The 15248-nt window shown below is 39.1% G+C and carries 10 protein-coding genes; 5 read left to right on the top strand and 5 right to left on the bottom strand.

Going from position 1 to position 15248, the window contains the following annotated elements; translation table 11 throughout:
* Positions 1-60: 60 nt before the first annotated feature.
* Positions 61-2811 carry an ATP-binding protein gene (locus PL9631_RS24145; protein WP_083624389.1) on the top strand — a complete coding sequence of 917 codons (2751 nt, stop codon included), beginning with the start codon at positions 61-63 and terminating at the stop codon, positions 2809-2811.
* On the opposite strand, the gene PL9631_RS24140 is transcribed toward PL9631_RS24145, so the two are convergent.
* The 3 genes from PL9631_RS24140 to PL9631_RS24130 all read right to left on the bottom strand — a co-directional run bounded on the left by PL9631_RS24140 (position 2812) and on the right by PL9631_RS24130 (position 5779).
* Positions 2812-3669, bottom strand: coding sequence for a 2OG-Fe(II) oxygenase (locus PL9631_RS24140; RefSeq protein WP_083624388.1), 858 nt, complete (start codon positions 3667-3669; stop codon positions 2812-2814).
* Positions 3670-3752: 83 nt separating this feature from the next.
* Positions 3753-4478 (bottom strand): DUF4276 family protein, encoded by a 726-nt coding sequence (locus PL9631_RS24135; RefSeq protein WP_231516846.1) that lies wholly within the window; start codon positions 4476-4478, stop codon positions 3753-3755.
* Positions 4472-5779 (bottom strand): AAA family ATPase, encoded by a 1308-nt coding sequence (locus PL9631_RS24130; protein WP_083624387.1) that lies wholly within the window; start codon positions 5777-5779, stop codon positions 4472-4474. The genes PL9631_RS24135 and PL9631_RS24130 overlap by 7 nt, the downstream gene beginning before the upstream one ends.
* Positions 5780-5878: 99 nt before the next feature.
* On the opposite strand from PL9631_RS24130, the gene lpxC reads away from it, so the two are divergent.
* Genes lpxC through PL9631_RS24110 form a run of 4 tightly spaced genes read left to right on the top strand, consistent with a single transcriptional unit; the run spans position 5879 to position 8546 of the window.
* Entirely contained in the window at positions 5879-6715 is an 837-nt protein-coding gene (gene lpxC, locus PL9631_RS24125) for a UDP-3-O-acyl-N-acetylglucosamine deacetylase (protein WP_083624385.1), read from the top strand.
* Positions 6716-6772: 57 nt separating this feature from the next.
* Positions 6773-7234: a 3-hydroxyacyl-ACP dehydratase FabZ gene (gene fabZ, locus PL9631_RS24120; protein ID WP_083624384.1), complete on the top strand. Its 462-nt coding sequence runs from the start codon at positions 6773-6775 to the stop codon at positions 7232-7234.
* 40 nt (positions 7235-7274) lie between these two features.
* Positions 7275-8090 carry an acyl-ACP--UDP-N-acetylglucosamine O-acyltransferase gene (gene lpxA / locus PL9631_RS24115; RefSeq protein ID WP_083624382.1) on the top strand — a complete coding sequence of 272 codons (816 nt, stop codon included), beginning with the start codon at positions 7275-7277 and terminating at the stop codon, positions 8088-8090.
* An 18-nt stretch (positions 8091-8108) separates the two neighbouring features.
* A complete protein-coding gene (locus PL9631_RS24110; protein WP_083624380.1) occupies positions 8109-8546 on the top strand; it encodes a DUF29 domain-containing protein in 438 nt (145 codons plus the stop codon).
* On the opposite strand, the gene PL9631_RS24105 is transcribed toward PL9631_RS24110, so the two are convergent.
* Entirely contained in the window at positions 8543-9937 is a 1395-nt protein-coding gene (locus tag PL9631_RS24105; RefSeq protein ID WP_083624379.1) for an NACHT domain-containing protein, read from the bottom strand. The genes PL9631_RS24110 and PL9631_RS24105 overlap by 4 nt on opposite strands.
* A gap of 140 nt (positions 9938-10077) precedes the next feature.
* Entirely contained in the window at positions 10078-14904 is a 4827-nt protein-coding gene (locus tag PL9631_RS24100; protein ID WP_083624377.1) for a GDSL-type esterase/lipase family protein, read from the bottom strand.
* Positions 14905-15248 lie beyond the last annotated feature (344 nt).

Below are 15248 nucleotides of genomic sequence, written 5' to 3'. Positions count from 1 at the left end.
ATAGAGGGGGTGTGTTTTTGTCTAAAAACCGGGAATAACCAACAGTAACAAGGGAAAATCATGCAAGATCACTTCTTAAATCGAATTTTCGCTAAACTCCCTTTAAGAATTGTTTTTATTGTTCCCTTTGTCTTACAAATTTTGGGGATTGTGGGATTAGTTGGATATTTGTCCTACAAAGCCGGACAGAAAACCGTTGAAGATTTAGCCACTCAGTTAATGAATGAAGTGGGCGATCGCGTTGAACAAAACTTACGACTCTATTTAGAAACTCCCCATCATATTAATCAAGTTAATTTAAGCCAGATAGAATTAAATTTATTAACCTTACAAAATCTATATCCCTGGGAAAAATATCTCTGGCGACAAATTAAAATCCACCCCGATATGGCTTATATTGCGGTCACAACCGATAAAAACCAACAACGAAGCGGAGAGAAACTATTAGATGGCAGTTTTTATATTAACGTGGTTGGCGACGATGTGGGGATAAATTTTTATAGTTTTAAAGTCAATGAAAAGGGCGATCGCACCACGGGAAAGTTAATTATCAAAAATTATGATTTGCGTCAACATCCCAGTTATAAAAAAGCAGTTAAAGCCAGAGAATCATCTTGGAGTGATGTGTTTGTTTCCTTTTTAGAACCGACTTTACTGATAAGTGCTTTAGAACCTGTTTATAATCCTAATAAACAAATTCTTGGGGTGTTACTCTCTACTTTACGCCTCGATCAAATGGGTGACTTTTTAAATACCTTAAAAATTGGGAAATCAGGACAAACTTTTATTATTGAAAAAACCGGAAAACTATTAGCCACTTCCACAGGAGAAATGCCCTTTCACCAGGTCAAAGGTGAAAAAAAATTATTTCTAGCCACCGAAAGTAAAAATCTTGTCACCCGAGCGACGGCGGAGTATTTAAAAACCCACTTTTCCGACTTCAACCGCCTGCCTGAAAACCCCAAAATTAACTTAGAAATCGAGGCGCGAAACTATTTTTTAAGTGTGGTTCCTTTTCAAGATTCTCGGGGATTAGAATGGCTGATTGTAATTATCGTTCCCGAAAATGATTTTTTAGGGCAAATTAAAGCCCATAATAAAACCACTTTATTACTGAGTTTGGTAGCCTTTTTTATTGCGTTATTAGTGGGATTATTAACGGCTCAATGGGTAATTAAACCAATTATTAAACTAAATCAAGCCTCTAAAAATATTGCTCAAGGAAAATGGGATCAAATCCCGGAAGTTAACCGTTATGATGAACTGGGAAAATTAGAAACATCGTTTAATTTTATGGCAAATAAGTTAAAAGAATCTTTTTCTATTCTTCAAGAAAATGAACATCGTTTAAGTCAATTTTTAGAGGCTGTTCCCATTGGAATTACGGTGCATGAACCTACAGGCAAAATTTATTATATGAACCGAAAAAGCCTAGAAATATTAGACATTAAAGAAATTTTAGATTCAGAAAAAGAAAATTTTAGTCAGACTTACAAAATTTATAAGCTAGGGACAAATCAATTTTATCCCTTGGAGGATTTACCCGTTATTAGAGCTTTAGCTGGGGAAACAATTTATTTAGATGATTTGGAAATTCATCAGTCAGAAAAAATTATTCCGGTTGAAATTTGGGCTACGCCGATTTATAACCATCAAGGTGAAATTATTTATGCGATCGCCGCCTTTCAAGATATTAGTCAACGCAAACAAACCGAACAAATTTTAGCAGACTATAATCGTACCTTAGAAACCGAGGTTAAACAACGCACCACCGAACTCGCAGAAGCCAAAGATAAAGCGGAAGTTGCCAACCGTGCTAAAAGTATTTTTATTGCTAATATGAGTCATGAATTGCGAACTCCTTTGAATATTATTCTCGGTTTTACCCAAATGATGAATCACTCTCAAACCCTATCTGCTAAAGATCAAGAAAATATTAAAATTATTCATAATCATGGAGAATATTTATTAAAGTTAATTAATAATATTCTATCTTTTACAAAAAGTGAATCCGAAAAATATACTTTAAATCTTAATGATTTTGATTTCGATTCTTTTTTAGATGACCTAAAAAAATTATTTGATTTTCGTGCAAGTAGTCAAGGTTTAACCTTAACTTTTGTTAAAGATAAAACTCTCCCTCAATATATTTGTACCGATGAATTAAAATTGCGTCAAGTATTGATTAATTTCCTCAGTAATGCCTTAAAGTTTACCTCCGTTGGTGGAGTTTTCCTGGAAATTAAAAAACTTGATCTTGATGGTTTAGAAGTCGATCAAATTGCACTTAACTTTAGGGTTAGGGACACAGGAGTAGGAATTGCTTCCGAAGAATTAGATCAAGTTTTTAAGGCTTTTAACCAAACTGAAAGCGGAAAAAATGCTCAAGAAGGGGCGGGTTTAGGGTTAGCTATTAGTCAGCAATTAGTAGAATTAATGGGAAGTGAAATCACTGTTCAAAGCGAAATCGGGGTAGGAACTTGCTTTGAATTTACCTTGCGGGTAAAATCCATGGGGAAAAATTTAGTAGAAACTCCTCAGAATGATCTGGATTCAGAGATTTCTGTAGACCCTCAAACATACTTACCAACTTTTAATTTAACGGCTGAAAGTTTTGCAGGAATGTCTTTAGAATGGATAGAACAATTATATCAAGCAAGTTCCTCCTTAGATGAGCCCTTAATTTTTAATTTAATTGATCAAATTCCACCGGAAAAACAGGCGTTATCGGAAGAATTAAAATATTGGGTGAATCATTTTAGGTTTGATTTGATTTTTAATGTATTGGAAAATATAATTCAAAAATCTTAATTAACCATGAATCCAACCATTGAGAGTAAATCGACCATCAGCAAACTGTCGAGAGGGACAATACACGGGTAAAACTTCATGTTTACAGCGACTATCAAAAAATATAATACTATTATTAAGCGGTTGAATCTGAGTAAATTTTTCTTGAATAATGGCTGATTTACCTGTGATTTTAGTTTCATATAACCTCAAATCTCCACCATAAAAACCTTGAGGTTCTTGATAAAAATAGTACACATAGGTTAATTTACGATTAGCTGCTTTTCCCCCGTCTACATCTTGATGAATTTTATAATATCCTCCATGTAAATGAGCCGTAATTTGAATTTCTAAATGGGCGACTAAAAACATTTGTATTTTTAATTGTTCCATCACCTGCGGTCTAGCGGTAAGAATTTTTTGAGTAATTAATTCATGAAATTCTGCAAAGTGTTCAGGAAGTAGAATATAGGATTGACGATATTGTGATTCTTGATTAATCACTTCCGAGGAAAAGAAATTATTTTGATTAGCGAGGGTCAGGTTTAAAAGTTTTTGGTAATCTTCTTTTGAGAAAAAATCATTAATTTGTAGATAATCAGGATTTATAATAATTGTTTCTGGTTCTGGAATATTTGATAAATCATCTCCAGATGGGATAATATCTGATAAATTTGAATTAAAATCTTTCTGTTGTGATAATATTCCTATTTCTAATACTTTTAATGCGGCATTTAGCCTTTGATCATAGGGAATTTCTGGTTGATTCAGGCTAGATTTTACAATATCTAAGGCTTGATTGAAAATTTGATCAAATTCTGGATTATATCTTTGAGTATTATCCGAATCAGATAACATTGGAGATAATTTTTTTTGCATACATCAAAGTTTTGATAAAATCAATTCCTTGATTATACTCAGTTTTGATCCTCCCAAGGCAGAAATTTATAAAAAACCATGTATTAAATCGAAGACGGCAAAGAACAACAAAAACTTTGCAAGTAATTATACATTTGACGGAATAAGGGGCATTTTCTTTGGACTTGACTCGGATCAATTTTCAATAAAAGAATAGGGGTATCAATTCCTTTAGAAAAACGTGGTTTATGCCGATCAGTTTCATCTTGAATACTCGATTGGATTAGTGCTTCTGATAGTTTATCTTGACAGCAATCTCTTTGAGAGTCATACTCACTAAATGATTCTGGATGATCAAAAGAAATATTGGCTTTTGTCTTCAGCCACCAACGCATCCGTTCCTGTCTTCCTCTAAAATCAGGATGTTTAGCGATTGAATTATCCCAATCTGCAATAATCCAAGATTCCAGTTCAGGCGCGGCAAACCCAATCAATTTTGGAATCTGATCACAATCTGGTATTATGGATAGAGATGCTAATATTTTTTGTCTTTGTGTTTCTGGATTACGACAATCTAAATCATCAAAAACAAAAATCAGGTTACATTGATTTATTTCTGCTTTTAAAGCAATCGGTAATTGCTCTTGAATTTGCTCAATTAAACTCTTACCTGTTCTTCCATAACTCATTAACGGATTGGGTTTAGGGCCGGGTTTTCGACGAACTGGCGTTTTTCTTTGGAATTGACACCCCGGAAAATTTTGTGTTAAAAAAGGGATTAATCCTCGAACTTCCGCTTCACCCCCTCCAGCAAAAACCCATACTACCACGGCCAACCTCCCAAACTCGGATCGCCAACACGATATAAATCGCCTAATTGCCAACCTTGTGTTAATTTTGGTTCCAATATTTCCCGAGAAAGGGGTTTAATTGAAAAATGGTTTTGATCAGTGGAATGAAAATAAGAAACATTCTCTAAACAATCGGTAAAATGATCTAAAAGATCGGGGCTATGGGTAGTAATAATCACCTGAGTTTTTTGAGATGCTTGTTTAATCCACTCGGCTAAAATGGGCATCCAGGCAACGTGCAATCCTAATTCTGGTTCATCAATTACTAAAAAAGAAGGTAGGACTGGAGAATGTAATATTGTTGCCCAACACAACATCCTCACTGTACCATCGGACATTTCATTGAGAAAAAAGGGTTCATTCGTGTCTTGAAAATGCCATTCTACAGTTAAAGATAAACGACCAGAACGGATTGGTCTAATTCGACGACTTTTGGGTAGAATGGATTTCATTGCTAAATTAAGACTTTCCTCAAAATCAATATTTTTATTATATAAGTTATCCAATACTAAAGCTAAGTTATCGCCTGATGGAGACAAGTAAATATCACTTTGTCCCAGTTTTGGTTCGGCGGTTCTAATTTGGTTTAAATCCATGTTATTAGCATTATAAAAATGCCACTTTGAAACCAATTCAATTAATTCTCTCCTGATTTTATAAATCGGTGTATTCTCAGGAGGGGATTGACTATTTTCTAAGATTTTAGTAATTGATGATAAGCCCAAGGATTTTGTAGAAATATTGTCTAAACTTTCAAAATGAGTGGGGTAATATTGACCGGGTTTATCATAAACAGATACAACCCCTTTGCCTAATTCTCTATTATGTAATTTATAATAATAAAAAGGATCAGAGTTAGCATGATCATGTAAATCTTCCCCCCCATATAAATATTCTTCTGAAACCGTCGCCCAGGTTTCTCGCCTATCAGTATAGAGTTGTAAGTCAAAAACTACGCTGTCTCTTTGAGGATTATTCGTCTGGGAAATTTGGGAAAAACAATAATAAAGATTAACTTTTGCTGGACTACTAACACTACTATCTAAAATTCTAGTGCCACCAATTTTAGAAATGGCATCTTCAAAACTACTCACACCCTGATTTTCTTCGGGAATATTAATTAAGCAATTTTTCAAGAATTTAAGACAACTAATAAAATTACTTTTTCCCGAACCATTGGAACCGATAAATATATTCAGATTACTCAGATAAAATAGTTGTTCAGAACATAAATTTTTGTAGTTTTTAGTTGCCAAAAAATGCAATAATGGTTGATTCATAAATTTTGACAATAATCAATAGACTTGTTATCCTATCAGAAAATCAAACAATATGCAATAATCAAACACATAAACCCTTAAAAATTAGGAGAACTGACATTGAGCATCAAGAGCGAATATACCCTAAAAAAAGAGTTTAGTTGTTCCGGTGTGGGATTACATACGGGTGTGAACACAACCGTTAGAGTTTTACCTGCAAATATTGGGGAAGGACGCTATTTTGTGCGGGTTGATTTACCGGAAAATCCTAAAATTCCGGCTATATTAGAATCGGTATTATCCACAACTTTATCCACAGAATTAGGCACTACAAACGCTAAAGTTAGAACCGTTGAACATTTGTTAGCCGCCTTGACGGGAATGGGAATTGATCACGCTAGAATTGAAATTGATGGCCCAGAAGTCCCCTTATTAGATGGTTCGGCTCAAAATTGGGTCGAGGCGATCGCCACCGTTGGACGTCAACCCCTCGATAGTTTCCCCCAGGATGTCCCTAATTTTCAAATTACCCAACCCCTATCCGTCCAACAGGGCGATGGTTTTGTAGCCGTTTTTCCCGCATCGGAAACCCGATTTAGCTATGGGATTGATTTTTCTGCTCCAGTGATTGGCAATCAATGGTATAGTTACACCGCTAATCCTGAAACTTTTGCCAGGGAAATTGCCCCAGCTAGAACGTTTACCTTAAAAGAACAGGTGGAACAGTTACGCCAGGCTGGGTTAATCAAAGGAGGGAGTCTGGATAATGCTATAGTTTGTGACAATCACCAATGGTTAAATCCACCTTTGAGATATGCAAATGAACCCGTGCGTCATAAGATTTTAGACTTAGTAGGGGATTTGAGTTTATTGGGTTTTATCCCCCAAGCTCATTACTTAGCATACAAAGCCGGACACCATCTCCATGTTCAACTGGTTCAGGAATTATCAAAGTAGTAAGCCCTTTAGGGCTTCTTTCTACCACTAACTAACGCTAAATTAAATTCATCGGATATGGACGACGCCCCCGTATTGAACGCTGAAACAGTATTGATGATTGAGGAGATTCAAAATCTATTGCCCCATCGCTATCCTTTTGCCTTGGTGGATCGAATTATTGAATATATCCCAGGTAAAAAGGCCGTGGGCCTAAAAAATGTCACCATCAATGAACCCCATTTTCAAGGTCACTTCCCCGGACGTCCGATTATGCCCGGAGTTTTGATAGTGGAAGCCATGGCCCAGGTGGGCGGAGTGGTTTTAACCCAACTTCCTGATTTGAAAGGGAGTTTATTTTTATTTGCGGGAATTGATAAAGTCCGGTTCCGTCGTCCCGTAGTTCCGGGGGATCAATTGATCATGACCACGGAATTATTGACCGTGAAACAACGCCGTTTTGGTAAAATGCAAGCTCGCGCCGAAGTCGATGGTAAACTGGCCTGTGAAGGAGAACTGATGTTCTCTCTTGTGGACTGAATTTTTGTATCTTGTTAGGTTTTAACCCATTTTAATTTCTATGACGACCTTAATTCACCCCACTGCTGTGATTCATCCTGGTGCAGAACTCCATCCTACGGTTCAAGTTGGCGCTTATGCTGTGATTGGGGAACACGTTAAGGTCGGTGCGGATACGGTAATTAGTTCCCATGTTGTGATTAATGGTCGTACGGAAATTGGCGATCGCAATCAATTTTTTCCCGGGGCGGTGATAGGTTCCGAACCTCAAGATCTCAAATATGATGGTTCTTTGAGTTTAGTTAAAATTGGCAATGATAATCTGATTCGGGAATATGTCACCATTAATCGCGCTACAAATGCCGGGGACGCGACGATTATTGGGAATCAAAATTTATTAATGGCTTATGTTCATGTCGCCCATAATTGTGTGATTGAAGATCAGGTGGTAATTGCCAATTCTGTCGCTTTAGCGGGTCATGTTTATATTGAATCAAAAGCCCGATTAAGTGGGGTTTTAGGGGTGCATCAATTTGTCCATATTGGGCAATTAGCCATGATTGGCGGGATGACCCGAATTGATCGAGATGTGCCTCCATTTGTGTTAGTTGAGGGGAATCCTTCTAGGGTGCGATCGCTTAATTTAGTCGGGTTAAAACGGGCGGGATTTAGTTCCGAGGATTTTTCTTTATTAAAAAAAGCCTTTCGCTTATTATATCGTTCTGAGTATTCTTTTACCCAAGGATTAGAACAGTTAGATTTATTACCAGATCATGCTGCTATTCAACATTTACGCCAGTTTATTAAACGCTCTCAAACCGATCCCGGACGTCGGGGGGTGACTCCCGGGGCGAAACGCCAAACAACAGAAGATTAAGCAGGATTTTAGATAATCATGGATTTAAAAACGCTCTATGAAATCGATGATGCTGAATGGTTACAAGAAACCGTTAAATTAATTAAAAATCACCAATTTGAACAGTTAGATATAGAAAACTTAATTGAGGAATTAGAGGATTTGGGTAGAGAAAAGAAAAACGCGGTAGTGAGTCTTTTAGAACAAATTATCCGTCATTTATTATTACTGCAATATTGGACAAGGGAGGCTGACTATAATAGAGTTCATTGGGAAGAAGAAATTTATAGCTTTAGAGTTCAGTTGAGACGAAAAATTACCACAAATCTCCGTAATTATTTAGATTCAGAATTTGACTCTATCTATCAGGATGCGTTAGGATTTGTGAAAATTAAAACTCAAAATTCCGTCAACTTTCCCCCGGAATGTCCTTACAACCTGGAGCAATTACTAGATATTAATTGGTTTCCGGTTTAGATTTTATTGACAAAATGATCCCGTAATAAACGGTTAATAAAACGATAGCGATTATCGGTTTTTTGTAATAATAACTTATCCGTCGCATCATTCAAAAATCGTTGATAATTCCAAGGAATATTGCCATTTTTCCACAGAATCCATCGGATTACTAATTGTTCTATATTTTGTTTTAAACCCGATTTTTCTAATAAAATTGCCCATAATAATCCCAATCCTATTCCCGTAATTAATAGCAGATTTATTTTAGTAATAATTCCAGCGATCATAATCCCGATAATGATCACCCAAATTAAACCTAAAATCAACTTTAATATCAATTTATAACGCGGTTTTTGTTCATTTTCATCTAACCAATGAATCGGTATTTTTTTAACAGAAAATTCTGTAACTTCATCGGTTGTAAGTCGAGTTGCTAACCATCCTAACCATCTTCTAAAACTTTCGGATTTAGGAGCTTTTCCTGGAAGATATTGAGATTTATGAATATCCTGATTCAGTTGACGACGAATATAGGCATTAAATAAATAATCACGTTGTTCCTCAAAGGAATTAAGATGTTTCCAAGACATGATTAAAATTTCTTCATAAGCTAAGGTCATCATGGTTAAATACAACGGTATTTTCGCTAACTTTAATAAAGGTTGATCCGTTTCAATATTTTGCCAAAGTTCTCGACTACGGGAATTAATCAAATAATCTTGAATTTGTGGAATTGTTAAGGGACGTAAAAAAATAGCCCCATTCAAATCCAAGGGTTCGGGAAGTTTTTTGTAACTAACAATACTAGCGCAGATGACTAAATGTAAAGGGGAAACATCCCCATTTAAAAGTTGATTAATCTGTTGAACACATTTAACCTGTTTATCTAAAGAAAGTTGATCTAACCCATCAATTAACGGTAAAATTTGAAGCTGTTGTATCCAATTTTGACCGACCACCTTAGAAATTCCATACTTAATATACAGTTGTTCGACAATCCAATCTATTATGGGTTGATCGGAATTTTTCCAAGTTGATAAATCCAGTAAAACAGGAATAGGTTCTTCCACATCCGTTTGAGCGCGACCTACTAATACTTTAGCTAATCCGATTAAGGTTGTGGTTTTTCCCGAACCCAGAGATCCTAAAATTAATAATCTGCCATTTAAGCGATCAAAAACCTGAATAATTCCCGTATCATTCGTTAAACGAAGACTCTGATGATGACTAACTTTTAACTCCACATCCCAAATACGTCGCATTTTTAACGGGGGCGTTTCTTGAGCTAAATGAGTTAATACCGCTCGATGTAGCGACTGTAAGCGATACTGCTTAACTTCATTTTGGACTTGAAGCAGTAGTTTTTGACGATTTTGTAATTCAACCTGGGAAGAAGTCAATTTTGACATTGAAGATTTAGGATTGTGAAAAACAGCAACCTGCCCGTTTCCGTGAAAATATAATCAGTATATAGCAATCCTAAATCTTCTGTGAAAAAAACTGTAGGGGTTTCATCTTCAAACCCCCAGAATAAAACCGTCTAATCTAATTAAACAATCACAAACTGATTCCTGGTCAGGGTAGGTTTATTCGTGAGTTGGGCTAATTGGATTAGGGATTGAGACTTGTTACCATCAGGGTCAAATCCCAGTAAACCCGTAGAGGTGTTATAGAAGAACGTAGCCATGTCCCCTAAATAATTTAAGTTTGTACCACTGATAAAAACACCCTTACTGGATGCAGTTGTGCTTAACGCTGTTCCTGCTACTAATCCCGCACCAAACCCGGCGGCGGAAATATTAAACACATCCCCTTGACTGGGACTAAAATCTGTTAGGGTGTCTTGGCCTTGGTTGCGGTTATTATAAACAAATTTATCAGCACCACCGCTACCTGTCAGTTTATCGTTGCCATCGCCTCCTTGAAGGGTATTATTAGAAGTATTCCCGATAATCACATCATTATAGGCCGAACCTTTAACCACGGTTTTATCCTCGAGAACCTGTTTTTGTCCAGTGGCGTCGAGAATAGAGTCAAACCAATAGTTAGCCATTTTATCGTAACCAGTGGCCGTAGGATGCAAACCATTATCCGCAGGAGGGGCGGTCATATCGGTTTCTAGGATTGGGTTTGATCCTTGCCACATATTGACGAATTTGACGTTTTCTGAAGCCGGTTTACTGTCAACAATTCCAGGAATCAGAGCATTATATTTTTTGACGTTCTCGAATCGGGAAGCGTAGTAAGAACTCTTAGGATGGATCGGTGCAATTGTACTAACCAACAAATCTCCGTTATCAAAGTTAGGTTTAGTGATAATTGCATCAATTAAACTACTCAATCGACTGCCCATCGTCGAAACATTTCCGCCTGCATCATTTGTACCAATCATCAACAGCACAACATCAGGATCAGAAGCCGGAATCCAATTATTTACCCCACTCCCTGGAACATCAGATTTGCCATCTTTAATATTGTTAATCGTCCATCCTGAATGACCTTGATTGTTTTTGTCGGGTAGGTTTGTGGTTCCGTTGGACTGGCTACCCACGAAATCAATCGGAACACCCAAGGATTGAAAGCGATTCCATAAACCAAGCCGATATCCATTCCATTCCGCTTCAAGTTGACTGCTATTTTCTTTCCCTGCGGTAATGGAGTCTCCCAGGGGCATAATTTTCAGGGTTTGGCTGGAGTCGGGAATATAACCGATTCCCTGTTCTAAGTTGATATTCACCCCTTTGGACGCTTGGCTATAGTCGGCGGTGTTACCACTACTATTAACTGATACGCTGAACGTGCCTAGGGTTCCACTGGCAACCGGATTGTTGATGCGATCGAGAACTTGATTGCTTTGCATTGCAACTGTATAAGTTCCGGCTTCGTTAAGGTTCCAACTGCTTCCGGGAGCATTAATTTTATAGGTGGCGGTGGCAACCTTACCATCACTATTCAGATTGTTACTAACTAGGGTTGCTAGTTGATTAAACGCATTTGGCCCAGTGACGCGCACATCCTGACTATCAATCGTAGAAGCATCTACCGCCAGATTGTCACTATATTGAACGGTGAAGGTGTAAGCCTCAGTATCACCAGAGGTGACGGTAAGACTATTAGCAGTCAAACTGGGAGTAGGAGCAGTATTATCTCCCGCCGGGACAAACTCAATTCGGTCAATTCTGGCATTTTCGCCGCCATTAATCGCTCCCTTGATTTCAATTTTGTCATTTTGGTTAACTTGAAGGTTTTTGAAGACGATTTCTGTCAGATTTTGAGCAGAAGCACTACTCCCTCCCAAACTCTGGTTAGCTGTCCAAGTCTCAACGGTCGATCCTTCAACTCCTAAAGAAATCTGAGATTGACCATCGCTTTCATCAAAGTACCTCACCACAATATCGTAAGCGCCCGAAACACCGGAAAAGTCTTCGGTTGTGGCGGTTCCTGTTGCTCCTAGGGTCGAACTCAGACCAATGAATTTACCTCCAGAAGCAAAGCTTGCCGACTCAATCCGATACCCCCCTGCTAAGGTCATGGCTTCACCTTCGATAGTCACAATGTCTATCGGGGTTGAGGTGGGAGTCTGGACGTCAACTTGGAATGTATCTAAGGTACTACTAACAACGCTGTTATCACTGGTGTCTTTAACTTGGCTGGCTGCGACCGCAACACTATAGTTTCCGGCTTCGTTACTATCCCAACTACCTCCGGGGGCGTTAATACTATAGGTCGCCGTCCGGGGTGTACCATCGCTATTGGTATCGACACTCACAAAGCTGGCTAGTTGATTAAATCCATTCGGCCCGGTGACTCGAATATCTTGACTATCAAGACTGGAAACCTTGACTCCTTTATCATCACTATAGGTGACGGTGAAGGTGTAACTATTATTACTTCCTAATGTTCGGGTACTATCGTTGGCCGTGGCTGTGGCGGTAGGGGCGGTGGTATCGACGGGGGGAGGCGGTGGAGGGGTGATAGGAGTGACGGGAATAAATTCTACATAGTCAAACCGGGCGTTTTCTCCTGCTTCTAAGATTCCCGCCAGTTGAATTTCATCCCCAAAATTAACTTGAACTCCAGGAATTGTTTTTAGGGAAAAGTTTGTTGCCGCGGCGCGACCACCGACTAGGGATTGATTAGCGACCCACTCACTAATTTTATTTCCCCCAACAGAAATTGAGAGAGGAGATTTGCCGTCAGTTTCGTCAAAATATCCGACGACTACATCATATAAACCGGAGCCTTTGCCAAATGTTGTGGTGGCTGTGCCTGTGTTTCCTGAGCGTAGACCAATATATTTCAGGCCCGATGCAAAGTCTCCTAACTCGATATCGTATCCCCCGGCTCGGTTCATGTCTTCGGCTTGAATTCTCACTTTTTCGGCGGGGGCGGTGGTATCGAGGGGGGGAGATTCAACGGTAATACCGAATGTATCTAATTCACTACTAACAACGCTGTTATCACTGGTATCACTAACTTGGCTGGCTTCAACGACAACACTATAGTTTCCGGCTTCGTTACTCTCCCAACTGTCTCCGGGGGCGTTAATACTATAGGTAGCCGTTCGGGGTGTACCATCGCTATTGGTATCGACACTCACAAAGCTGGCTAGTTGATTAAATCCATTCGGCCCGGTGACTCGAATATCTTGACTATCAAGACTGGAAACCTTTACTCCTTTATCATCACTATAGGTGACGGTGAAGGTGTAACTATTATTACTTCCTAATGTTCGGGTACTATCGTTGGCCGTGGCTGTGGCGGTAGGGGCGGTGGTATCGACGGGGGGAGATTCAACGGTAATACCGAATGTATCTAAGGTACTGCTAACAACGGTATTATCACTGGTGTCTTTAACTTGGCTGGCTTCAACGGCAACACTATAGTTTCCGGCTTCGTTACTATCCCAACTACCTCCGGGGGCGTTAATACTATAGGTCACCGTCCGGGGTGTACCATCGCTATTGGTATCGACACTCACAAAGCTGGCTAGTTGATTAAATCCATTCGGCCCGGTGACTCGAATATCTTGACTATCAAGACTGGAAACCTTGACTCCTTTATCATCACTATAGGTGACGGTGAAGGTGTAACTATTATTAGTTCCTAATGTTCGGGTACTATCGTTGGCCGTGGCGGTGGCGGTGGGGGCGGTGGTATCGACGGGGGGAGATTCAACGGTAATACCGAATGTATCTAATTCACTACTAACAACGGTGTTATCACTGGTATCCCTAACTTGGCTGGCTTCAACGACAACACTATAGTTTCCGGCTTCGTTACTCTCCCAACTGTCTCCGGGGGCGTTAATACTATAGGTCGCCGTCCGGGGTGTACCATCGCTATTGGTATCGACACTCACAAAGCTGGCTAGTTGATTAAATCCATTCGGCCCGGTGACTCGAATATCTTGACTATCAAGACTGGAAACCTTGACTCCTTTATCATCACTATAGGTGACGGTGAAGGTGTAACTATTATTAGTTCCTAATGTTCGGGTACTATCGTTGGCCGTGGCGGTGGCGGTGGGGGCGGTGGTATCGACGGGGGGAGATTCAACGGTAATACCGAATGTATCTAATTCACTACTAACAACGGTGTTATCACTGGTATCCCTAACTTGGCTGGCTTCAACCGCAACACTATAGTTTCCGGCTTCGTTACTATCCCAACTGCCTCCGGGGGCGTTAATACTATAGGTCGCCGTCCGGGGTGTACCATCGCTATTGGTATCGACACTCACAAAGCTGGCCAGTTGATTAAATCCATTCGGCCCGGTGACTCGAATATCTTGACTATCAAGACTGGAAACTTTTACCCCTTTATCATCACTATAGGTGACGGTGAAGGTATAACTATTATTACTTCCTGAAGTTAGGGTACTATCGTTGGCCGTGGCTGTGGCGGTGGGGGCGGTGGTATCTTCTACTGGAGAGGGAAGAATCGAAATAGGGATATATTCAATATAATCAATCCGTGCAACTTCTCCGGTGTGGAGTTGACCCTGAACTTGCACTTGATCGCCCGTTGTTAGATTAACATTAGACTTTTGAATTATAACGAAGTTTTTGGCGGAGGCGCGGGTGTCGCCTAAATTTTTATTAGCAACCCAACTATCAAGATTTACCCAGTCTTGATTAGAAGATTTTTGTTTTAGACTATAGGGAGATAAACCATCATTCTCGTCATAATAACTGACGACAATATCATAGGTTCCAGATGCTAAGTCAAAGTTATGAGTGATAGTTCCAACTGTACCATCATTAGGCAGGCGGATCAGTTGACCACCGGAAGCAAAGGTTCCATTTTCAACCACATAGCCCGTTGAATTCAAACCCAAGACTAAACTTTCAGCTTCTACACGGATATTTGACATTTTAACCTCCTAAATTTATACATACATCCTGTAGAATGCAGCCCAGTGATGAACTTATTCTCAGTAAATTCCCTGAGTCGAATCTAACACTTTTATATACAGTCTCCTTGACCGAGTGTCCGGTTTTACCAAAGATTAATATTTGAACGGCTTTTAATAAAGGAACGGTAAAGTAAGGATTCAGACTTTACTGTTCATCTTTACAAAATCTCTACTTTTTTAAAGATGAATCTCCCCTAACTTCACAAAACTAGGGTTTATTTAAAGCACTCAAATTGATGAAAGAAAGCCCCATGGCAAGATTGCCTGTTCCCTGCTATAGTGTGGGAAAAATTTAGAGGATG

It is taken from the genome of Planktothrix paucivesiculata PCC 9631, assembly GCF_900009265.2.
GTDB classification, from domain to species: Bacteria; Cyanobacteriota; Cyanobacteriia; order Cyanobacteriales; family Microcoleaceae; genus Planktothrix; species Planktothrix paucivesiculata.
This window is presented reverse-complemented; position numbering and strand designations above follow the sequence as displayed.